At 69.4% G+C, this 22701-nt stretch carries 16 protein-coding genes; 5 read left to right on the forward strand and 11 right to left on the reverse strand.

What is annotated here, in order from left to right:
• Positions 1-638: 638 nt before the first annotated feature.
• The 7 genes from U4Z64_RS19505 to U4Z64_RS19535 all read right to left on the reverse strand — a co-directional run bounded on the left by U4Z64_RS19505 (position 639) and on the right by U4Z64_RS19535 (position 7299).
• A complete protein-coding gene (locus U4Z64_RS19505; RefSeq protein WP_124892622.1) occupies positions 639-1763 on the reverse strand; it encodes an FAD-dependent monooxygenase in 1125 nt (374 codons plus the stop codon).
• Positions 1764-1909: 146 nt separating this feature from the next.
• Positions 1910-3055: an amidohydrolase family protein gene (locus U4Z64_RS19510; RefSeq protein ID WP_321820700.1), complete on the reverse strand. Its 1146-nt coding sequence runs from the start codon at positions 3053-3055 to the stop codon at positions 1910-1912.
• Positions 3056-3084: 29 nt separating this feature from the next.
• A complete protein-coding gene (gene actP / locus U4Z64_RS19515; protein WP_321820701.1) occupies positions 3085-4731 on the reverse strand; it encodes a cation/acetate symporter ActP in 1647 nt (548 codons plus the stop codon).
• Positions 4728-5087 (reverse strand): DUF485 domain-containing protein, encoded by a 360-nt coding sequence (locus U4Z64_RS19520; protein ID WP_124646364.1) that lies wholly within the window; start codon positions 5085-5087, stop codon positions 4728-4730. Before U4Z64_RS19520 ends, actP begins: the two co-directional genes overlap by 4 nt.
• A gap of 94 nt (positions 5088-5181) precedes the next feature.
• The gene (locus U4Z64_RS19525) at positions 5182-6408 is read right to left on the reverse strand and encodes an FAD binding domain-containing protein (RefSeq protein ID WP_124488020.1); all 1227 of its coding nucleotides are present in this window, start codon (positions 6406-6408) and stop codon (positions 5182-5184) included.
• A 1-nt stretch (position 6409) separates the two neighbouring features.
• The gene (locus U4Z64_RS19530; protein ID WP_124488019.1) at positions 6410-6892 is read right to left on the reverse strand and encodes a VOC family protein; all 483 of its coding nucleotides are present in this window, start codon (positions 6890-6892) and stop codon (positions 6410-6412) included.
• Positions 6893-7026: 134 nt separating this feature from the next.
• Positions 7027-7299 carry a ubiquitin carboxyl-terminal hydrolase 14 gene (locus U4Z64_RS19535; protein WP_124521100.1) on the reverse strand — a complete coding sequence of 91 codons (273 nt, stop codon included), beginning with the start codon at positions 7297-7299 and terminating at the stop codon, positions 7027-7029.
• A gap of 206 nt (positions 7300-7505) precedes the next feature.
• Here U4Z64_RS19535 and U4Z64_RS19540 point away from each other — a divergent pair, with 206 nt between their 5' ends.
• On the forward strand, positions 7506-8777 hold the full coding sequence (locus U4Z64_RS19540; protein ID WP_321820702.1) for an NAD(P)/FAD-dependent oxidoreductase: 1272 nt from the start codon (positions 7506-7508) through the stop codon (positions 8775-8777).
• A 40-nt stretch (positions 8778-8817) separates the two neighbouring features.
• Here the strand turns inward: U4Z64_RS19540 and U4Z64_RS19545 are convergent, their stop codons facing one another.
• The gene (locus tag U4Z64_RS19545) at positions 8818-13902 is read right to left on the reverse strand and encodes an AAA family ATPase (RefSeq protein ID WP_321820703.1); all 5085 of its coding nucleotides are present in this window, start codon (positions 13900-13902) and stop codon (positions 8818-8820) included.
• Positions 13903-14259: 357 nt separating this feature from the next.
• Between U4Z64_RS19545 and U4Z64_RS19550 the strand changes: the two genes are divergently transcribed.
• The 3 genes from U4Z64_RS19550 (at position 14260) to U4Z64_RS19560 (ending at position 16989) form a co-directional block, all read left to right on the forward strand.
• A complete protein-coding gene (locus U4Z64_RS19550) occupies positions 14260-15729 on the forward strand; it encodes an ATP-binding protein (RefSeq protein ID WP_185733778.1) in 1470 nt (489 codons plus the stop codon).
• A gap of 101 nt (positions 15730-15830) precedes the next feature.
• A complete protein-coding gene (locus tag U4Z64_RS19555) occupies positions 15831-16202 on the forward strand; it encodes a response regulator transcription factor (protein ID WP_321820704.1) in 372 nt (123 codons plus the stop codon).
• A 118-nt stretch (positions 16203-16320) separates the two neighbouring features.
• A complete protein-coding gene (locus tag U4Z64_RS19560) occupies positions 16321-16989 on the forward strand; it encodes a response regulator transcription factor (RefSeq protein WP_260428093.1) in 669 nt (222 codons plus the stop codon).
• A 104-nt stretch (positions 16990-17093) separates the two neighbouring features.
• Here U4Z64_RS19560 and U4Z64_RS19565 read toward each other — a convergent pair whose 3' ends face one another.
• Positions 17094-18530, reverse strand: coding sequence for an efflux transporter outer membrane subunit (locus U4Z64_RS19565; protein ID WP_321820705.1), 1437 nt, complete (start codon positions 18528-18530; stop codon positions 17094-17096).
• Positions 18527-19555 carry an HlyD family secretion protein gene (locus tag U4Z64_RS19570; protein WP_321820706.1) on the reverse strand — a complete coding sequence of 343 codons (1029 nt, stop codon included), beginning with the start codon at positions 19553-19555 and terminating at the stop codon, positions 18527-18529. Before U4Z64_RS19570 ends, U4Z64_RS19565 begins: the two co-directional genes overlap by 4 nt.
• 83 nt (positions 19556-19638) lie before the next feature.
• Between U4Z64_RS19570 and U4Z64_RS19575 the strand changes: the two genes are divergently transcribed.
• Positions 19639-21225 carry an MFS transporter gene (locus U4Z64_RS19575; RefSeq protein WP_321820707.1) on the forward strand — a complete coding sequence of 529 codons (1587 nt, stop codon included), beginning with the start codon at positions 19639-19641 and terminating at the stop codon, positions 21223-21225.
• Between the two features lie 130 nt (positions 21226-21355).
• On the opposite strand, the gene U4Z64_RS19580 is transcribed toward U4Z64_RS19575, so the two are convergent.
• Complete coding sequence (locus tag U4Z64_RS19580; RefSeq protein ID WP_185640873.1) at positions 21356-22177, reverse strand: alpha/beta fold hydrolase; 822 nt, start codon at positions 22175-22177, stop codon at positions 21356-21358.
• Positions 22178-22701 lie beyond the last annotated feature (524 nt).

Genomic DNA, 22701 nt, shown 5'->3' on the forward strand with positions numbered 1-22701 from the left:
ACCGGTTCATCCGGCGTCATGCAATCGGCGTGGCACGGGAACGGACGCCGGCCAGGCCGGTTGCCCGCTGCGGCGCGCACCGGTGTGGCGTAGCGCGCGGGCCGGTGTGCGCGGCCTGGACAGCGCGTGCCGGCGGTGGATGTCGCAGCCGGGGCCGCCGGATGGCGATGCGGCATCGCCGATCGATCCGGCCATGCGAGGCCTGTCCGGCCGCAGCGATTCGCGGCGGCAATCATGTCGTCACTCCTGGGGTGGGGCGCGCGGGCCAGAGGCCGCGCGGCGATTGATGGAGGCAGTCTACGCTGGCGTCGGCGGCAATTCCTGAAGCCGCGCTGAATCGTTCTGAACGGTGACGGGCGGCGCACGCGCACACGCCGGCCGTGACTTGCGCGCGAGCGGCGCCAGCGCCGGCGCGAGCAGCACGAACGTGAAGTCGCCCACCTTCGTCCCTGCCGGCGGCGACCACTTTCTTGCAGCCGTGCGCGGGTCGAATGATGCGCGTGGCAAAACAGGCCGGCGCAGCAATGGCCGCGCCGTGCGGCATCAACCGGGCGGGTTCCGTCGAAGAACGCGGCCGCCGATGCCACAACGTCAGGATAACGAAGCAGAAAGGGAACACGGAACATCATGCAATGACCTCAGCGCGGCGAGCCGAGGCCGAACGATGCGGCGAGTTGCGGCCCTTTCTCGAGCAACGCGGTCACTTCCTCGCGCCGCCGCGCCGACCATTGCGCGAGCCGCTCGACGACATCGGACGCGTCGGCCGGCAGCGCTTGCGCGAGCGACACGGCATCGCCCGCCGCCTTCGATGTGCCGGATGCCGTGTGCGGGCGCACGGTGCAGGCCGCATCGCCGACCAGTGCGACGCGACCGTCGGCGAAGGCGGGGCTCAGCACGTCGAAGATCGCCTGGTTGAATGGCGCGCGTGTCGCGAGCACCAGCTGCGACAGCGATGCCGGCAAGCGCTCTTGCGCCAGTTGCCGCAGCGACGCAACGGTCTCGTCGGCAAGCATGCCGGGGTGCACGGACGCATGATGGACGTTGCCGTTCCGGTCGGTCAGGTGGCGGCGCAGCGCGGCGCGATCGGCTTCGTTGCGATACCACAGCCAGTTGAAGCGGCGCGTGCCCGGCACGAGCGAGCCGTCGAGCGCCGGAATCAGGAACGCCATGAACAGTTCGCCCGGCGCCTTGTGAAGCGTCATGTTCTCGATCAGCGGCGCGATCGCGGCGGGCTCGAAGCCGGCTTCGTCGACGATGCCGCGCCACGCGAGGTAGCCGGCAAACGACGGCGCATGGCCGGGAAACAGGCGCGTGCGCAGGCTCGAGCCCGCGCCGTCGGCGGCGATCAGCACGTCCGCGCGGATGCGTTCGTCGCCCAGGTGCACGTCGACCCCGCCGGCATCCTGCTCGAAGCCGCTGACCGCGCGGCCATAGCGGATGCGTCCGCGCGGCAGCGTGTCGCACAGCGACCGGTAGACGGCGTCCCACGACGAGAACGGCAGCATTTCGGGTTCGTCCCGCGTGACGCTGCCGTCGCGCTCGATCCAGCGACGCCGACGCGTCGGCACGCTGATCATCTGCCGGCAATGACGGCCATGCTGTTCGAGAAACGCCATCATCCGGCGCAGCACGGCCACGCCGCCGCCCTGGCCGCGCAGCGGGGACGGCGAGCGCTCGTAGACCGTCACGTCGTGACCGATGCAATCGAGCGTCAGCGCGGTCGCGAGACCGGCGATCGACCCGCCGGCAATGACTATCTTCATTCTGCGTGGTTCCTTGTTGGAAAAGCGGCATGGCGGTCCGGCTGCGCGGCGTGCCGACGGCTCGCCGGATGATGGCATGTCGGCCGGCGGGCTGCGCCGATCGTGCAAGCGTCGTCGCGCGAACGCGACATGGCGGCCCGATCGCGCTAGATCCGCAGCAGCTTTCCCGCATTGCCGCCGAGTATCAGCGCGCGCTGGGCCGCGCTCAGGTCGAGCCGGTCGAGAAAACGGACCGGCTGTTCGTAACCCATGTCGAAGCAGTAGTCGCTGCCGAGCACGAGCCGGTCGATGCCGACGTTCGCGATCAGGAAGTCCAGCACCGGCCCGGAGTGGGACACCGTGTCGTAGCTGAAGCGCCGCAGATAGCTGCTGGGCTTCTGCGCGAGCCGGCGCGTTTCGGGGCGCACGGTCCAGCCCGCGTCGAGGCGCCCCGCGACGATCGGCAACGCGCCGCCGGCATGCGGCAGCGTGAAGTGCAGGTCCGGATGGCGATCGAGCACGCCACCGAGGATCAGGTGCGCGGCCGCGATCGCCGTGTCGAACGGATTGCCGAGCAGGTTGCTCAGGTAGAAATCGCCGAGCCGTGCGCCGCCGACCGTTTGCTGCGGATGCAGGAACACCGGCAGGTTCAGTTGCGCGATGCGCGCGAAGACGGGTGCGAACAGCGGGTCGTCGAGATCGCGATTGTCGATGTTGGTGCCCATGTACACGCCGCGCACGCCCGGCAGCTGCGCGGCGCGCTCGAGTTCGTCGATCGCGTCGGTCGCGTTCAGCATCGGCAGCGTCGCGAGTACGACGAAGCGGGTCGGATGACGCTCGTAGACGCGCGACGCTGCCGAGTTCCAGTCGCGCGCGAGCTTCGCATTGAACGACCGGTCGGCCCAGTACGCCATCGGCACGCTGAGCGACAGCGCCTGGACGTCGACGCCGGACGCATCCATGTCCGTGAGCCGCGCATCGACGTCGATGAACTTCATCGGCAGCGGCCCGAGGCCGCCGGCGGGCGTGCGGAACGTGAACGACGCGTCGTCGCACGTGAACGACCCGCCGAAGCGCTTGCCTTCGCCGCCGACCAGATTGCAGAAGCTTTCCGGGTAGTAGTGCGCGTGGATGTCGATCGCGCGCGGCCGCTGCAGCGGCGCGGTGGCCGATGCGGCCGGCGTGCTCGCGGTTGCGGCAGCCGGTGCCGAACGGCCGGCCAAGGCCGTGCCGGCGAGCGCGGCGAACGTGCCGAGCAGGCGTCGCCGGGCCGGCGACGGGCAGCAGGTGCAGGTCAACGTGGGATGTCTCATGAGGATGTCGGCCCTTCGAATCGTGCGGCTCAGCCGCGTTGCGTGATGCCCGTTGTGGTGCCCATTTCGCACGCGACGAGCTGGGTGTCGAACTGCGCACGCTCCTGTCGCGCGCGGGCCGAGCGATCGGTGACGGAGAACAGGACGACGCCGGCGAACGCCGCCGCCATCGAGAACAGTGCCGGGTATTCGTACGGATAGACCGCATGCGCATGACCGAGCACCGTCACCCACACGGTCGGGCTCAGCACCGTGAGCGTGACGGCGGTGGCGAGCCCGAGCAGGCCGCCGAGCACCGCGCCGCGCGTCGTGAGCCCGCGCCAGTAGATCGAGAGCAGCAGCACCGGAAAGTTCGAGCTCGCCGCGATCGAGAACGTGAGGCTGACGATGAACGCGATGTTCTGCTTCTCGAACGCGATGCCGAGCAGGATCGCGAGCACGCCGAGCACCACGGTCGTCGCGCGCGCCACGCGCATTTCCTCCTGGTCGGATGCGCGTCCGCGGCGCAGCACGTTCGCGTAGAGATCGTGCGAGATCGCCGACGATCCCGCGAGCGTGAGTCCGGCGACCACGGCGAGGATGGTCGAGAACGCGACCGCGCAGATGAAGCCGAGGAACACGTTGCCGCCGACCGCGTGCGCGAGGTGGATCGCCACCATGTTCGCGCCGCCCGTCACGGCGCCGGACGCGTCGTGGTAATGCGGGTCCGGCGCGACGAGCGCGATGGTGCCGAAGCCGATGATCACGATCAGCACGTAGCCGACGCCGACGATGCCGGTCGCATGGAGGATGCTCTTGCGGGCAGCCTTGACGTCGCCGACCGTGAAGAAGCGCATCAGGATGTGCGGAAGGCCCGCCGTGCCGAAGATCAGCGCGAGGCCGAGCGACACGGCGGAGACCGGATCGGAGACCAGGCCGCCCGGACGCAGGATCGCCGCATGCTTCGGATGCACGCTGACTGCCTGCGCGAACAGTGCGTCGAGGCTGAAGCCGAAACGGCCGAGCACCATGAACGCCATGAACGCCGCGCCGGCGAGCAGCAGCACGGCCTTGATGATCTGGATCCAGGTGGTCGCGAGCATCCCGCCGAAGAATACGTAGACGACCATCAGCACGCCGACGACGAGCACCGCGACCGTGTAGTCGAGACCGAACAGCAGCTCGACCAGCTTGCCCGCGCCGACCATCTGCGACACGAGATACAGCAGCACGATGACGATCGAGCTCGACGCCGCGAACGCGCGGATCGGCCGTTGCCGCAGGCGATAGGACACGACGTCGGCGAGCGTGTACTTGCCGAGGTTGCGCAGCGGCTCGGCGATCAGGAACAGGATGATCGGCCAGCTCGCGAGAAAGCCGACCGAATAGATCAGGCCGTCGTAGCCGCTCGTGAACACCAGCGCGGAAATGCCGAGCAGGGATGCCGCGGACATGTAGTCGCCGGCGATCGCCCAGCCGTTCTGGAACGCGGTGATCCGGCCGCCGGCCGCGTAATGGTCGGCCACGCTGTGATTCTTGCGCGCGGCCCAGCGCGTGATGACGAGCGTCGACGCGACGAACAGCAGGAACATGCCGATCGCGACCGGGTTGTGCCCGTGTGCGATCGCCGCGGGGCCGGCCGCGAACGCCGGTGCCGTGCCGGCGGCGGCGATCGCGGCGAGAAGCAGGCGTTTCATGGCGTGTCTCCGTGACGAAGGGACGCGACGAGCGCGTCGTGGACCGAATTGGCCTGGAATACGTACAGCGCGACGAGCGCGAACGTGACGACGAACATGCCGAAGCCGACCGGGATGCCCCACGGCGTCGGCCGGCCCGGCACGATCGGCTGGCCGAGCAGCGCCGGCGAAAACGCGAGCGTCAGGATGAACGCGAAATAGAGGGTGAGCATGACGAGCGTCAGCGACCAGGCGAGCAGCCTTCTGCGCCTGACGAGCGCGCGAAAACGGGCGTCGCGCAGCAGCGGATGGGCGGCCTGCGCCGGCGAGTCATGCGCGGGCGCGGTGCCGGCGGTGGCCGGAAGCGGGTGGTTCACGGTGTCTCCTCGATGGATCGAATGTCGCGGCCGGGCGTCGGGCGTCGCGCGTCTCGTGCGCGGCGCCCGCCCGTGCCCGGCTCGGAAATGCGGCTCAGAAATGCGGCGGCACCGCGGTTTCCCGCATCACGACTTCCGGCGTGCGATAGCGCTCGGCCATTGCGCGCTCGGTGTCGTTTTTCAGTTGTGCCTGCATGTACGCGCCGAGATGGCGCGCGTGCTGCACGATCGCGACGCCGAAGGCGGTGCGCGTCTCGCTGTATTCGCACAGCGCGTCGAGCGTGTCGGCGCGCGTGGCGAGCGACGCGACGAGCGCGAGCGCATCGCCGGCCGCCTTCGTGACGCCCATTCCGCAGTGCGGCCGCGCGACGAACGCGGCATCGCCGAGCAGCGCGATCCGGCCGAACGCCATGCGCGGCACTTCGAGGTCGTAGATCGGCTGGAACAGCGGCTGCGTCGCGCGTGCGACGACTTCCGCGAACTGCGGCGCGAGCAGCGCGTCGGCCGCGTCCTCGAGATCGGCGAGGACCTCACGCCGGATCAGCGTCGGCGGAATGCCGCCGGCCCACAGCTTGCCGGTCTCGTCGGTCAGCAGGTTCGGCAGGTCGGTGTCTTCGCGCGTCGCGCGATACCAGACGAAGTTGTAGCGGCGCTCGCCGGGTTGCGTGCTGTTGCCCTGGCCGGCGACCGGGTAGCCGAGGATCTGTTCGTGCGGCGGCAAGCCGAACGCGAACTTGTCGAACAGGCTCGCGTGGGTCGCTTCCGACAGCGCGGCTTCGTCGACCAGCCCGCGCCATGCGACATAGCCCGCGTATTGCAACTGCGCGTCCGGCAGCAGCCGCTCGCGAATCGCGGAGCGGAACCCGTCGGCGGCAATGACGAGATCGGCATGCACGACCGAGCCATCGGACAGCGTGATAGACGCGTGCTCCGGCCCGTCCGCGACGTCGGTCACGACGGCGCCCGCGTGATAGTGCTGATCGGGCAGCGCCGCACGCAGCACGTGGTACATCTTGCTCCACGCGGTGAGCGTCTGTGGCAAGCGCCGTTCCGATTCCACGGCTCCGTCCTGCGACAGCGTGATGCGCGACTCGACCTTGACGCCGATCGACGCGTCGATGCGCACGCCCGCGGCGAGCATCACGTCGAACAGTTCCGGATGCGTGACGATGCCGGCACCACGGCCCGACAGCGCCTCGGGCACGCGTTCGTACACGTCGACGTCCCAGCCGTTGCGCAGCAGGAGGTTGGCTGCGAACAGCCCGCCCAGCGAACCGCCGACGATGGCGGCCTTGCGTTTGCTTGCAGTGATGTTGTTCATGTCAGTCTCCGGTGGATGCGCCGGCCGATGCGGCCGCGTCGGGAAGCGCGAGGCCCTCAACCTCAGCGGCAGGGAAGTTGAGTTCGATCGTCACGCCGGACGGATCCTCGATGAAGACCTGGTGCAGGCCGAGGCTGGGCACCGTGCGGTCGCGCCACGGGATGTTCTCGGCGCGCAGCGTGCGCCACGTCGCCTCGACGCCGGTCGCGAGGAACGCGATGTGGTCGACGGTGCCGGTGCCGGCGGCCGGCAGCGGCTTGTCGCCGAGATAGGCGGCAAGGCCGTCCGGATTGGACGGATCGACGCCGATGATGTGCACGGTGCCGTAATCGGCTTCGTCGCCGCCCTTGTAGAGCCATGCGCCGGGAAAGTCGAACGGCGGACGATAGCCGCGTTTGAAGCCGAGCACGCGTTCATAGAACCGGCACGATTTCTCGAGATCGAGCGTGCGGATCGAGTAGTGCGCAAGTCTGGATACAGGCATGGGACACCTCGTGTTTATCAGTCGATAAGTTATCGTTCGATAAATTCTAGTGGAAAAGATCGGCAGGACAAAGCCGCGATCGAGCGGTGTTTACCCGCAGTGGAAATGGGTGCCGGATGCCGGCGCGCGATGCGCTACGACGCGATTTCGCCGGCCATGACTTCGTCCGCGTAGCACCATACCCAGCGCTCGCCCGGCTCGATCGAACGGGCGAGCGGATGGCCGGTTTCGTGGAAATGCCGGCTCGCGTGGCGATTCGGCGACGAGTCGCAACAACCGACTTGCCCGCAGCTCAGGCACAGGCGCAGATGCACCCACCGGCTGCCGGACTTCACGCATTCCTCGCAGTAGTCCTTGTCGGTGTGCAGGACGCGCGCTTCGCCGAGGTGACTGCAGGTGGTAGTCATCTTTCGCTCCGATGCCGGCGCCGCAGAGCGCTCGCAGCGCGGCCGGCACGAAGCTGCAAGCGGAGGCGGACAGGATTCATTGTGGACGGTCGTGGCGCGAGCGGACCTTAATTCTTATTAAACGTCGCGGCGCGATGGCGACGACGACGTACAGTCGCAAGTGCGGCCGGGGTGCAATGTCGCGGTGCGGTCGCCGGGAGGGCTTCATGACGCAGTCTCAGCATGTCAGGGTAATCGGTTTGCCGAACAGCAGGGAAGCCTACGCAATTCGCGATTTCCTGAAGCGCGGCGTGGTCGAGTACGCGTGGTGCGAACTGACGTCCGACACCGACTGCGTGCGCGAGCTGGGCATCGCGCCGCTGCGCGATGTCCGGTTGCCGGTCGTCGTCTTTCCGGACGGAACGTGCATGTACCAGCCGACGCTGCCGGAGATCGCCGCCAAGCTCGGCTGGGTCGCGCGGCCGCGCTTCATCGAGTATGACCTGTCGATCTACGGTGCCGGCCCGGCGGGCCTGTCGGCTGCCGTCTACGCGGCATCGGAAGGGTTGCGGGCCGTCGTGATCGAGCGCGATGCGGTCGGTGGACAGGCGGGGACGAGTTCGCTGATCGAGAACTACATGGGATTCCCGGACGGCATACCCGGCGCCGAGCTGGCCGAGCGTGCGCGCCAGCAGGCGGTCAAGTTCGGCGTCGAGCTGCTGATGATGCGCGAGGGCGTGCATGCGACGTTCGTCGACGGCAAGATTCGCGTCGACCTGGCCGACGGCTCGATTCTGACCGCGCGCGCAAATATCTGCGCGACCGGCATCGAATACCGCAGCCTCGGTCTGCCGGACGAACAGCGCTTTCTCAACGCGGGCCTGTTCTATGGCGCGGGCTCGAGCGAGGCGCCGATGTGCGAGGGCAAGCACGTGTTCATCGTCGGCGGCGGAAATTCGGCCGGGCAGGCGGTGATGAACTTCGCACGGCACGCGCGTGGAGTCACGATGATCGTGCGCGGCGCATCGCTCGCGGCAACGCTGTCGCGCTACCTGATCGACCGGATCGAGCGCATGCCGAACGTGACCGTCCGCTACGGCACGACCGTCGACGCGTTGCAGGGCGACGGCCGGCTCGAGGCGATCGTGCTGCGCACGGAAGACGGCGCGCGGGAAGTGCTGCCGGCCACGCACCTGTTCGTCTGCATCGGTGGTGCGCCGAACACCGAATGGGCGAGGGACACGAACATCATTCGCAACGAGAGCGGCTACCTGGTCACGGGCAGCGACCTCTACGACTGTCCTGCATTCGGGCGCGTGTGGCCGCTCGAGCGCCGGCCCTACTATCTCGAAACGAGCGTGCCGGGTTCGTTCGCGGCGGGCGACGTCCGGTCGGGCTCGGTCAAGCGGGTGGCGTCGGCGGTCGGCGAAGGGGCGATGGCCGTGACCTTCGTCCACCGCTTCCTGAGCGAGGATGCGCAGCGGCAGGGCGCAGCCTGAGCCGTGCGGCGCTGGCGCCGCGATGCGTTGGCCGCCGGTATCAGCCGCGCGTCGACACCGGCAGCCGGAACGTCATCACGGTACCGTGCCCGTCGCGCGGCGCCGCTTCGAGCGTGCCGCCATGCGCCTCGATGATCGAGCGGCAGATCGCGAGTCCCATTCCCATGCCGTGCGATTTCGTCGTGAAGAACGGATCGAAGATCCGGTTGGCGATGTCCGCAGCGATGCCGGCGCCGCGATCGGCGATGCGGACCACCGCATGGCCGTCGCTGACCTGCGACGCGATTTCGAGTTCGCGCTGCGTGACGAGTCCGTCCATTGCGTCGAGTGCATTGGTGACGAGGTTGAGGATCACCTGCTGGATCTGGGTGCGGTCGGCCATCGCGCAGATGCCGTCGCAGTGCAGTTCGGTGCGCAGCACCACCTGCTTCGCGTCGATTTCCGTCTCGGTGAGACGCAGCATGTCGCGAATCAGGTCGTCGATCGCGACCGGCGCCAGCGCGGGCGGCGTTTGGCGCGCGAGCGATCGCAACGCGCGGACGATGTCGGCCGCGCGCACGCCGGATGCGCGGATGTCGTCCAGGCTCGCGAGCGCCTCGCCGAGATCGGGTTGCGGGCCGCGCAACCAGCGCATGCCCGCGCCGGCGCTCGACACGATGCTCGTCAGCGGCTGATTGATCTCGTGCGCGATCGATGCGGCGAGTTCGCCCATCACCGTCATGTGCGCGGTGCGCGCGAGCTCGGTGCGCGCGTGCCGCAGCGCGGCCTCGGTCTCGACCCGGCGCGCGTTCTCGTCGATCAGTTCCGCGTAGAGCCGCGCGGATTCGAGCGCGTTGGCGGCCTGCGGCGCGAGCACTTCCAGCATCGCGATGCGCCGCGGCGAGAACACGCCGTTGCTCAGTGCATTCTCGAGATAAAGCACGCCGACCAGCGCGCCCTGTTTCAACAGCGGCAGGCAGAACAGCGAGCGCGTCGGGTGCGCGCGCAGGCTGTCGACGTGATCGGGCACGCCGTCGCGCTGCGCATTCGCGAGCACGATCGGCTTTCGCGTGCGCGCGACGGTGTTCAGGATCGACAGCGGCACATCCTGTTCGGTGGGTTCGCTGCGGGCGATATCGACGATCACGTCGCTGCCCGCGATGCGCGCCACCGCCTCGATGGTCAGCCGGTCGTGCCGGGTGAGCAGCAGCAGGCCATGGCGCGCGCCGGCATACACGAGCATGTTGCGCATCAGCGTCTGGATCAGGCGCCCGAGCACGATTTCTTCGGATAACGAATGGGCGGCGCGCATCGCGAGCGCGAAATCGAGATCCTCGCGCGCGGGCGCGGCCGGGCCGCCCGGCGACGGATCCATCACGAGGAACGGATGCTGCGCTTCCATCGCCCGCGTCTTGCCGGTCGCGCCCCAGCGCCGGTAGCACGCATGGGCGAGCCGCAACTGATGACGGGCCTGGCCGCCGAGCCCGAGCGACGCGGCATGCTGCGCGGCCCGCTCGTGCGCGAGCGCCTGTTCGTGCACGAAGCCGTGTTCCGCCGCGAGGCTGGCCGACGTTTCGTATTGCTGCATCGCGACCACGTGCTCGCCGCGCACGCACGCGAACTCGGCATCGATCAGCGCGAGCTTGTTGAGAAACGTTCCGGGATTTCGCTCGCTCCACACCGCGAAGCGGGCGCGCTGGGGCGCGAAGCGTTCGAGCATGCGTTCGGGCGGCGTTGCGCCGTCGTCGCATGCGATCCCGGCCAGCACGCTGAACAGGTGGAAATCGGCAAGCATGATGTGCGCGGGCGTCGACCATGCACTCGACGTAGCCGCATCGAGCGATGCGCGCGCCGTCGCGGCGTCGCCGAAGATGAAGGCCGCCTGGCCGGCGAGCACGTCGGTCCAGAACGCCAGGACCGACATCGGGGTCCGCGATGACGCACGGGCACGCCAGCTGCCGATCAGCCGGTCCTGGCCGAACTGCAGCGCATCGATGAATTCGGATTGTGTGGAGACGAGGTCGGTGATGTCGTCGTAGTGCGCGCCACGCGCGATCTCCAGCAGCGGGTCGATTTCGGCGCGGATCGCGGGCAGCGCCTCGCCCATCGACAACAGATCGCTGACGATGTGATTGCAGCTGTAGCACATCCATCGCAGCTCGGCGCTCGCATTGCCCGCGGCTTTCGCATCGCGTGCGCGTTCGAGTGCGTAGGACAGCGGCTGGGTCCAGACGCTCACCTGGTCGAGCGCGATCAGCGTGGCGGAGCGATAGCGCTCGAAGCCGTGGCGATCGACCAGCGCGAGCGCGACCCTGGCGAATTCGAAGCCGTCTTCATACGCGCCGTGGTGCTCCGCGATGCTCACGCCGTACCACGCGAGCCCCTGCACCGACGCGGCGGTGACGCCGTGGCGCAGCGTCAGCCGCACCATCGTCGCGAAATGCAGCAGCATCAACCCGCCGCTCGGATAGAACATCGCGGCTTCGAGCGCGGTCAGCAGTGCCATCGTGGCTTCCACGCGCGTGTCGGTCATCACGGGCAGGTCGACCAGGTCGGCGATGTCGCGGCCGTCGAGCGCCGCGCGCACCGCATCGCAGGCCGCCGCGAGATCGGCCTCGACCGGCTCGGCGGGCAGTTCGACGCCGAGCAGCGCCAGCCCGGCCAGCGCGACGTCGATGGCTTGCCGGTAGTGCGCCTCCACCGTGAGCTGCGCGGCCTTCAGCCGATGCGCCTCGGCGCGGTCGGCGGGCGTGCGCGTACGTGCCATGAGCGTGTCGATCGCGTCGGACGCCTGTGCGGTTTCGCCGGTCGCGAGCAGCAGGCCGCTGCGCAGGATGCCGATCCGGCTGGCGAGGCCGTAGTGTTGCGACCAGGCATGCGGGCCGAGCAGCGATTGCGCCGACGCAAGAAACGACAACGCACGATCGCGCGCGGCGGCCGTGGCCGCGGCCTCCGCGGCGTCGGCGAGCGCACCCGCGTATGCGAGCGCGAGCGTGTCGTCGAGCGGCACGCCTTGCGCCAGTTCGATCTGGGCGGCGAGCGCCAGCAAGGAGTCCGGTGACGGCGGGTTCGCGCGCGCGAGCATCGCGGCGGCGATCCGGGCGTGGCGCGGCGCGCGCTCCGGGCGCCCCGTGAGTGCGTAGACGGCCTCGAGGATGCGGTCGTGAGCGAAGCGCCAGCGGTCGCCGGAGAGCGACACGAGACCCATCCGGCGCGCCGGGTCCAGCCAGAAGCGGAGTTCGGCCAGCGTTTTGTCGGCGGCCGCGCGCAACAGCGCTTCGTCGATGTCGATGCCGATACAGGCCATCAGCGCCAGCAGCGTTCTCGTTTCGTGCGGCAAGCGCTGCATCCGGACCGCGAGCAGGCTCACGACGTTCTCGGTCTCGTGGCGCGCCTCGATGTCGTCCGCATTCCATTGCCACGCTTGCCGCACCGGATCGTAGCCGAGCAGCTGCTCGTCGATCAGCGTGCGCAGCAGCTGCTGGATGTAGAACGGATTGCCGCCCGTCCTGCGATGAACGATGTCGCCGAGCCCGGACAAGCGGGCCGGCGCCTCGCCGAGCATGCCGGCGAGCATCCGCGTGACGTCGGGCGTATCGAGCGGTGCCAGCGTCAGCGACGCGACGCGGGCGCGATCGAGCTGCTCGCGCAGGTGCCGGAACGCCGGCGCGTCGTCATGCGGCGGCCCGCTTCGATAGCTGGCGACGATGCAGACATGGGCCGGCGGATCGAGCGCGATCGATGCGAGGAACGCGAGCGTCGCTTCGTCGGCCCACTGGATGTCGTCCAGTGTCATGACGAGCGGCTCGCCCGGCGCCGCGAACGCGCGGAATGCATTCACGACGATCTGGCACAGATGGAATTCGGGAATCGCATCGGTAGGGTCGAACGCGACGGGCTCGACGTCGAGCAGCCACCCGGTTTCCGGGAAGATCGCCGCAAGAAGACTGGCCTGCCGACCCACGCAGTCGCGCAGCCGCGCGGCGATCGCCGCGATTTCGTCGTCGCGCCTCGCCAGCGCACTGCCGAACAGCGTGCGCAGCGCCTGCAGCACGGGCGCATACGGCCGCGCGGGCTGGAACCGGTCGACCGTGGCCGACGCGAACCAGGCGGTGCGCGACGCGGCGCGCGCATGACGCACGAAGTGTTCGGCGAGCGCGGTCTTGCCGACGCCGGCCGGTCCGCCGACCAGCACGAGGGCCGACTCGCCGGTGCGCGTGACGCTCTCCAGGATCCCCTCGAGCAGATGAATTTCCACGTCTCGGCCGACCGGCAGGTCGAGCGTGTGCAGACCGGCGAACGGATCGCAGCCGCCGAGCGCGAAGGGCTCGACGCGCCCCGCGGCGAGCCAGTCGTGCAGGATCCGTTCGAGATCGTGCTGCACCGCTTCACAGGACGGGTAGCGATCGGCGGGTTCCTTGGCGATCAGCTTCAGGATCAGATCGTTCAGGATGGCGGGCACGTCGCCGCGAAACGCCGTGGGCGGCGACGGTTTGATCGCGACGTGCGCGTGGACCCAGTCGGACGTCGACGCGGCCTTGTAAGGCATCGCGCCCGTCAGCAGGCGGAACAGCGTGATGCCGAACGCGTACAGGTCGGCGCGCTCGTCGACGCACGCGCCTGCCGAGACTTCCGGCGCGGCGTACGCGGCGAAATCCGTGCGCATCGTGCGGTCCGCCGCCTGTTTCGTCGCGCGCTCCCGGGCATGGGCGAACGAGCGGAGCATGACGGTGCCGTCCGCTGCGATGACGAAACTGGTCGGCTGGAGATCGCCGTGCAGCCAGCCGCGCCGATGCAGTTCCCCGAGCGTGCGGGCGGCGCCGATCGCCGTTTCGAGAAAGGCGTCGAGCGGCAGCCGGACGTCGGTCAGCGTGTCGAACGCACGCACGTCCAGGCGCGGATGAACGAGCACCGGGCCGTCGGCCGCGCGGATCAGCGCCACCGGCAAGAGCGCCCAGGCCGGGTCCAGGATCCCGTTCAACGCATGTTCCTGCTCGAACTGCCGGCAGCGCTGGTCGAATTCCCAGCCGGTCTGGCACGCCGGCCACACGCGCCCCGTCGCGCGGTCGGTCAGGTCGAAGGTCAGGACGTCGCCCGAGCGCACCACGTTCGACAGGCGGGCACGCGCGAGCCATTCGGCATCCATTCGGTTCGTGTCGTCCGGGTTACGCAAGGGCTGATTCACGGTGGGGCGGCGGGCTGGGTGGAGGAGGTGGAAGCGGCTCGCGATGCGGGATCGGCCGGGCTCGGTCGCGCGCGTTCGGGCCGCGACCCGTGCATTGTCCGACAGCCCGCGGGATTTTGCAGTACCCGCCGCGCCCTTGAGCCCCGGCGGCCGGCCGGGGCCGGACTTAAACCTATGGATAATATTCGCGGCGCCGGTTGCGACCTACGATACGGTCACGCCTTCCGGCATGCATCGGCATGGCCGGACGGGCAACCCAGGAGCGCGTCGCCTCGCGAGGCGGCGCGAGGTGGCAGGCAGCATAAGCGAGTGCGGATCATGTACACGTTCGGACGGGTGACGGTTTCCCTTGAATGCCGCGAAGTCTGTGTCGACGGGCAGCCCCGGTATATCGGCGCCCGGGCGTTCGAGATCCTCGAACTGCTGGTGAAGGCGGCCGGCCGGCTCGTGTCGAAGGACGAGATCATGCAGGCCGTGTGGCCGAACACGATCGTGGTCGAGAACAACATCCAGGTCCACGTCTCGACGCTGCGCAAGCTGTTCGGCGGCAAGCATGGGTGGATCCGGACCGAATCGGGCCGCGGCTACCGGCTCGCGCCGCCGGCCGACCATGCGCACGGCGATCGCCCGCCGCTCGCGTTCGACTCGGCAGGCAATGTCCGCGCGAGTGCTACGCCGCGCAAATGTCCGATGATTGGCCGGGAGCAGGAAGCGGCCGAGCTGCACGGGCTGCTCGAACGCGAGGCGCTCGTCACGCTGGTCGGTCCCGGCGGCGTCGGCAAGACGCATCTGGCGCTGGAAGTCGCGACGGCCTGGTCGATGGCGCACGCGATCGAGATGGTCCGGGTCGACCTGGCCGGCCTGCGGGCCGACGCGACCCTGGCGTGCGCGGTGCTGGACGCGTTCGACCTGCCGGGCGGCCCGGGCGCGGGTCCCGCCGACGTCGTCCAGGCGATCGGCGAGCAGCGCGTCGTGCTCGTGTTCGACAACGCCGAGCAGTACGTCGACGAACTGGCCGACCTGAGCGAAGCGATCGCGGACGCGAACCCTGGCGCGATACTCGTCGTGACGAGCCGGGAGCCGTTGCGGGTGGCGGGCGAGCGGGTCTATCGCGTCGGGCCGCTGTCGTTGCCGCCGGCCGGCGCGAACGCCGACGACATCGTCGCGAGCGGCGCGGTCCGGATGTTCCTGGCGCGCGCGCGCGCGATGGGTACGGATCTTCCGGCGGACGCGAAGACGCTCGACGCGATCGCAACCCTCTGCCGCCGCCTGAGCGGCCTGCCGCTCGCGCTCGAGCTCGGCGCGGCCCGTGTCGCGTCGCTCGGCATCCAGGGGCTGGCGGCGGATCTCGACAAGTCGGTGCTGTCGCTGTCCGGCGGCCTGCGCACGGCGCACCCGCGCCAGCAGACACTCAGGGCCACCATCGAGTGGAGCTATCGGCTGCTCGATGACATGGAGCGCACCGTGCTGTGCCGTCTCGCGGTGTTTCCGGATGCGTTCCGGCTCGACGCGGCCTGCGCGCTGGCCGCCTGCAACGAACTGGGTGCGGACGAAGTGCTGGACTGTCTCGTCAGCCTGGCGTCGAAATCGCTGCTGGTCGTTCATTCGGTCGGACTGTCGAAGCGCTACTCGCTGCTCGAGGTCGTGCGCGCGTATGCGCTCGAGAAACTGGCGGAATCGGGCGAAGCCGGGCGTCTCCACGCGCGCCGCGCGTCGTTTGCGGCCGACCCGCACGCGGACGCGCTGCAGCCGGCGCCGGCCGTGCCGGTCGCCGGATCGTGGGCGTGACAGCCGGGCTGCGCGGACCTGGCGCGCAGCGGCGGCGCCTGTCGATGCGGCATGAACCGCACGGCGCTCACCTCGATTGACACCATTTAGGTTTTTATTTCATGGCCCTTGTTTGCATCATCGATGACGATGCGTCGGTCCGAAAGAGTCTTGCCAGCCTGCTGAAATCGGCGGGCCATACCGCATTGCCGTTCGCGTCGGGCGAGGAATTTCTCGCGACCGGCCCGCTGGACGACGCGGCGTGCGTGCTGCTCGACCTGAAGATGAAAGGGATGGGCGGTCTCGACGTCCAGCGCCTGCTGGTGCAGCGCAACGCGGCGCTGCCGGTCATCCTGATGTCGGCGCACGGCGACGACGAGTCGGTCCGCCGTGCGCTCGCGCAAGGCGCGGTCGCGTTCCTGCGCAAGCCGTTTCCATCGGACGACCTGCTCGACCTGATCGATCAGGTCGCATCCGGCACACCGCCCGCGTGAGCGGCGCGTCCGCCGTCATGCCGCGCGCGCCGGCGTGTCCGCCCGGACTTTTCTCGGTTTATCATTCGATAATGAAGCGGATGCCTACACGAGGAATGCGATGGCGAGCACGCCGGATATGACTTCGAACCGTCACCAGGGCGCGGGCGATCCCGCGCCGATCGTCTATGTGGTCGACGACGACGAAACGCTGCGGCGCGCGCTGAGCGCACTGTTGCGTTCGGCCGGGTTTCGCGTCGAGACGTTCGCGTCGTCGCGCGCGTTCCTCGCATTCGAGCGGCCCGACGTGCCGAGCTGCCTGATCCTCGACGTGCGCCTGGCCGACGAGAGCGGGCTCGCCGTCCAGGAGGAAGCGGTGCGCGCGGGCATGAACGTGCCGATCCTGTTCATGACGGGTTACGGCGACGTGGCCACCACCGTCAAGGCCATGAAGGGCGGCGCGCTCGATTTCCTGACCAAGCCGTTCGACGACGACACGATGCTCGATGCCGTCGGCCGCGCGCTGGCCAGCGACGGCGAACGCCTCGCGCGCGAGCGTGCGCTGGATGCGGTGCGGCAGGCCTATGCGTCGTTGACGCCGCGCGAACGCGAAGTGATGAGCCAGGTGATCGCGGGCCTGATGAACAAGCAGATCGCGGCGAATCTCGGGCTGCAGGAAATCACGGTGAAGGTGCATCGTGCGCAGGTGATGAAGAAGATGCAGGTCCGCACGCTGCCGGATCTCGTGCGCCAGGCCGAAGCGCTCGGCGTGCGCCCGGCGGGGGCGGGTGGCAGAGCGGGTGACTGAGCGGGTGACCGTGCAACAACGCAAAAAACGTTAGGTAAGCTTAAGAGCGGCATGAAAGCGTCTGACGCCGTTCCGGCGAACGCGCGGCGCGCGTTCGTGCAGCGTCACAAGCGTCCGGCGCGACGTGCGTCGCCGGACGACGCCGAAGCCGGCGGCGTCCATCCGCCGCCCAGCGCGCGCACCAGGCCGATCGTCGCGATGGCGAGCGACTGGCGGCTGTGAATCAGCTGGCGTTGCAAGCTCAGTGCATCGCGGTCTGCGTCGATCACCTCGAGATAGCTGACGTAGCCGTGCGCATAACGGCTCAGCGACAACCGCGCGGCCGCCTCGGTCGCGTGCGCCGCGCTGTCGTAGCGCGCGATCCGCTCCTTCTGCGCGGCGATGTCGTTGAGCGCGTCCTGAACCTCGCGCAGCGCGCCGAGCGCGGTCGCGCGATAGTTCGCGTCGGCGAGGTCCGCGCCGGCCGTCGCGGCGGCCACCGCGGCGTCGCGCTTGCCGCCGTCGAACAGCGTTTCGGCGACGCTCGTGCCGAGCCCCCACAGCGAACTGTTGCGATCGAGAAACGTGCCGAGATCGCGGCTCGCGAAACCGCCCTGCGCGGTCAGCGTCAACGTCGGCAGCCACGCGGTGCGGGCGACGCCGATCTCGAGCGACGCCGCGTCGGCACGGCGCGCGGCCGCGTAGACGTCGGGCCGTTGCGCGAGCAGCGCGGACGGCAGCCCGGGCGGCACGTCCGGCACGCGCACGAGCGATGCGCTGGGCGCGACGGCGAATGCGGTCGGCGACACGCCGGTCAGCACGGCGAGCGCGTCGACGAGGTTCTCGCGCAGCCGCCGGCTGTCCGCGAGATCGGCGCGTGCCGTATCGAGGTCGGCCGACGCGCGCAGCGCGTCGAGATCGCTCGCCGCGCCGGCCCGCACGCGCGCGGCGATCACGTCGAGCGCGGTGCGGCGCAGCTCGATCGCGCGCGCGAGCGTCGCGAGATCCTGTTCGACGAAATGGAGCGTCAGGTAGTCGGCCGCGACGTCGGTCGCCACGCGCAGGCGCACCGCCGCGCGATCCGCGTCCGCCTGCAGCACGTTCTGCCGGCCGATCTCGGCGTCGCCGCGCAGGCGGCCCCACAGATCGACTTCGTAGCTCGCGGTGAACGGCACCGACCAGTTGTGCATCGTGCGTTTCGGCAATGCGTTGTCGACCGTGCCCGACACGCGCGAGCGGCTGAACGACGGCGCGACGCCGACGGTGGGCGCCAGCGCGGCTTCGCGCACGCCGAGCAGCGCCTGCGCCTGGTCGACGCGCGCCGCGGCGGCGCGGAGGTCGTAATTGCCGGCGAGCGCGGCCTCGACGAGCGTGACGAGCGGCGGCGCGCCGAACCATGCGGGCCACTCGGCGAGCGGCGCGGCGGGTGGGATCGCCGCGTCCGCATGGCGGAACGGGGCCGGTCCGACCGGTACGGGCGCAAGCGGCCGCGGCGCGATCGTGCATGCGCTCAGCAGGCAGGCCGCGAACACGGCGGCGAACGGGGCGGCGATGCGGATCATGGCTGCGCGCGCTCGGGTTGCAGCGTGACGACGACCGACAGGCCGGGCCGGATGCGCGGCTCGGTCACCGCTTGCCCGTCGAGCAGGATCTTCACGGGCACCCGCTGCGTGACCTTCGTGAAGTTGCCGGTCGCGTTGTCGGGCGGCAGCAGCGAAAACTGCCCGCCGGTCGCGGGCGACAGGCTGTCGACGTGGCCGCTGAAGGTCCGCTCCGGCAGCGCGTCGAAGTGCAATTGCACGGCGTCGCCGGTGCGCACGTGCCGCAGCTGGGTTTCGCGGAAGTTCGCGACCACCCACGGGTGCGGCTCGACGAGCGTGAGCAGCGCCTGGCCGGGCGCGACGTGCTCGCCGGTCTCGACGGTCTTCTTGCCGACATAACCGTCCGACGGCGCGACGACGGTCGTGTATTGCAACTGGAGTTCCGCGTCGCGCAATTCGGCGTCGTTCTGGTTCGACACGGCGGCCGCCGCCTGCCACGCGGCCTGCGCGCTGCGCCATTGCGCGTCGGCCGCGTCGATGCGCGCGCGGGCGGACTTGCGGGCCGCGTTGGCCGCATCGAATTCCTGCTGCGACAGCCCGCGCGGCGTTTCGCGGGTCAGCTCGCGGGCCCGCGCGTAATCGAGCTCGGCCTTCTCGGCATCCGCATGCGCCGACACGCGCGTCGCGTCGGCCTGCTCGACCAGCGCCTTCGCGCGGCTCGCATCTGCGTGGGCCTGCGCGACGCGCGCCCGCTGCAGCGCGACACGCACGTCGAAATCGCGCGGGTCGAGACGCACGAGCGGCTCGCCCGCATGCACGAACCGGTTGTCGTCCACCAGCACGCGCTCGACCGTGCCGGCCACGCGCGGCGAGATCACGTGCAGATGGCCGGTCACGTACGCGTCGTCGGTGCCGCGTTCGTGCGCATCGTATTCGTAGACCAGCAGCGCGACGAGCAGCAGCGCGCCGGCGGCGATCAGCACGACCGGCCACTTGCGCGAACGCGCGGCGGGAACGGACGGCGAGTCCGGCGGGTTCGGGGTCATGGTCGGGATACTCCATCGTACGGACGACTTTCTTCGTATCGCGCTATGCTTGCGCGAGCCTCATATGCGGGAGCCGCTCGACGATGAACACCACGTTCGCCCCCGGTGGCGTGACACCGGGGCCGGCCGCCGCGCCGGCCGCCGACATACCGACGTTTCGCTCGATCGCCGCGATCGCGTCCGTGCTGCTCGGCGCGATCATCGCGACGCTGACGTCGCGCATCACGTCGCTCGGCCTCGCCGACGTGCGCGGCGCGCTCGGCGTCGGGTTCGACGAAGGCGCGTGGATCAACACGGCGTTCACCGCGTCGCAGATGTTCGTCGGCCCGCTCGCGATCGCGGCGGCCTTCGTGTTCGGCACGCGCCGCGTGCTGCTGGCGGGCGCCTCGGTGTTTCTCGTCGTCGAAACCGTGCTGCCGCTGTGCACGAACTTCGGCACCTTCATCGCGTTCCAGAGCCTCGCCGGCTTCGCGTCCGGCGTGTTCGTGCCGCTGACCGTCGGGTTCGTCGTCCGCACGCTGCCGCCGCGGCTGATCCCGTTCGGCATCGCCGCGTATGCGATGAACCTCGAGATGTCGCTGAACCTGTCCGCGACGCTCGAAGGCTGGTACAGCGAACACCTGAGCTGGCGCTGGCTGTTCTGGCAGAACGCGCTGCTGACGGTGCCGTTCATCGTCTGCCTGTTGCTGTCGCTGTCGAACGAGCCGGTCAAGCGTTTCGTGTCCGGCATCGACACGCGCGGCATGCTGCTCGGCGCCGGCGGGTTCGCGTGCCTGTGCATCGCGCTCGACCAGGGCGAACGGCTGTTCTGGTTCCAGTCGCCGCTGATCGTCGCGCTGCTGTGCATCGCCATCCTGATGATTGCCGCATTCCTGATCCACGAACTCACGTCCCGGCAGGCCGGGCTCGATCTCGGCTACCTCGCGCTGCCCAACGTCGCGTTGCTGATCCTGCTCGTCGGTCTCGTGCGCTTCACCGTGCTCAACACGAGCTTCATTCCGTCGGTGTTTCTCGCGAGCACCTACGGGCTTCGCCCGCTGCAGATCGGCGATACGCTGCGCTGGATCGCGATTCCGCAATTGCTGTTCGCGCCGTGCGTCGCGTGGCTGCTGCAGCGCGTCGATCCGCGCCGGCTGATCGTCGCCGGTTTCCTGATGGTGGCGGTCGCATTCGCGCTCGGCGCGCGTCTCACGCCTGCGTGGGCCGAGCCCGACTTCATCCCGTCGCAACTGCTCCAGGCGCTGGGCCAGACGATGGCGCTCACGTCGGTCATCTTCTTCTTCGGCAAGCATGTGACGGCCGAGCACGCGCTGACGTTCGGCGCCGTCGTGCAGACGACGCGCCTGCTGAGCGGGCAGCTCGGCACGACGTCGATCGCGGTGATCCAGCGCATCATGGAGGCTACCCATTCGAATCTCGTCGGTCTGCATGTCACGCTGTCTGATCCGCAAACGCTCGCGCGGCTGCGGGCTGGCGCGGCGTCGCTCGTGTCGCACGGCGCCACCTTCGCCACGGGCGACCAGGCGACCTATGCGCTGCTCGACCGGGCGGTCCGGGTCCAGGCGACCACGCTCGCGCTCGCGGACAATTTCCGGGTCGCGATGGCGTTCGCCGTCGCCGGGGTGTTGATCGGCATCCTGCTCAGGCCGGCGCGCGCGCCGTCGCCATGAGCCCCCGGCATCGCGCAGCGACGATCTTAGCGATCGCGCTCCCCGCGACGGAATCGCGTCGGCCTGAAAATTCCTGAATCTTCCTGAACGGCGCGCCGGCGCCAGGGCCGCGCGCGCCGTGCCGCAGCGCTTACGCCTTCAGGAACGCGAGCAGTTCGGCATTGATCAGGTCGGCATTGACGACGCACATCCCGTGCGCGCCGCCGGGGATCACCTTCAGCTGCGCGTGCTTCACGATCTTCGCGGACAGGCGCGCCGAATCGTCGATCGGCACGATCTGGTCGTCGTCGCCGTGCAGGATCAGCGTCGGCACGTCGATCTTCTTCAGGTCCTCGGTGTAGTCGACCTCGGAGAATTCCCTGACGCACTGATACTGGCCGTACACGCCGCCCATCATGCCCTGCGCCCAGAACGCGTCGATCGTGCCCTGCGACACCTTGACGTTCGGCCGGTTGAAGCCGAAGAACGGCACCGCGAGATCCTTGTAGAACTGCGAACGGTTCTCGGCGACGTTCTTGCGGATGCCGTCGAACACGTCCATCGGCAGGCCGCCAGGATTCGACGCCGATTTCACCATCTGCGGCGGCACCGCGCCGATCAGCACGGCCTTCGCCACGCGCTTCGTGCCGTGCCGGCCGATGTAGTGCGCGACTTCGCCGCCGCCGGTGGAATGGCCGACGAGCGTGGCCTCGCGCAGGTCGAGCGCATTCATCAGCGCAGCCAGGTCGTCGGCATACGTGTCCATGTCGTTGCCCTGCGACGGCTGGCTCGAGCGGCCGTGACCGCGCCGGTCGTGCGCGATCACGCGGTAGCCGTGCTGCACGAGGAACAGCATCTGCGCGTCCCACGCATCGGCGCACAGCGGCCAGCCGTGCGAGAACACGACCGGACGGCCGCTGCCCCAGTCCTTGAAGTAAATCTGCGTACCGTCTTTGGTGGTGATCGTGTTCATCGCATGGGCTCCTTGATGGGCGGAAGCGGCGTGTTTGGGGGCGGCGGCGGCAGCGGCCGGCAGCGCGGCGGCGGCAACGGCGGTCGCGCCGGCCAGCAGCATGTCTCGGCGGCGCGCCGAGGGAATGGCGTCGTGATCTGCGGGACGCATGAGGACTCCTTGAACGTGCGGTGCAATGGTGCCGCGTTGGATTTGAAGGGTTTCGGATCTGTCCGCGAGCGGCGCTCGCGCGGGCAGCCGGCGCGTTCGCGTTCGCGCGCCGGCAGGCACGCAAGGGCACGAACGAACGCCGACAGGAGGCTATCCCGCGACCGCGCGGCGCGTACTGAAATCGTGCTGAATTGTCGTGAACGCGGCCGCCGCGCGCCGCGCGAGCGCGCCCGCCAGAAAAATTAAGCCCGGCGTAAAGACTCTTCAGCGGCGGCCCGTTATCGTCGGCATCAGGTCATCCCGTCGCGGGTCTTGCCGGTTCGCGGCGGCGGATGACGCATCGCGATGCGTGCGGGTGCGAGACATCCGGCCCG

This window comes from Burkholderia sp. BCC1996, from assembly GCF_905339955.1.
Lineage (GTDB): Bacteria > Pseudomonadota > Gammaproteobacteria > Burkholderiales > Burkholderiaceae > Burkholderia.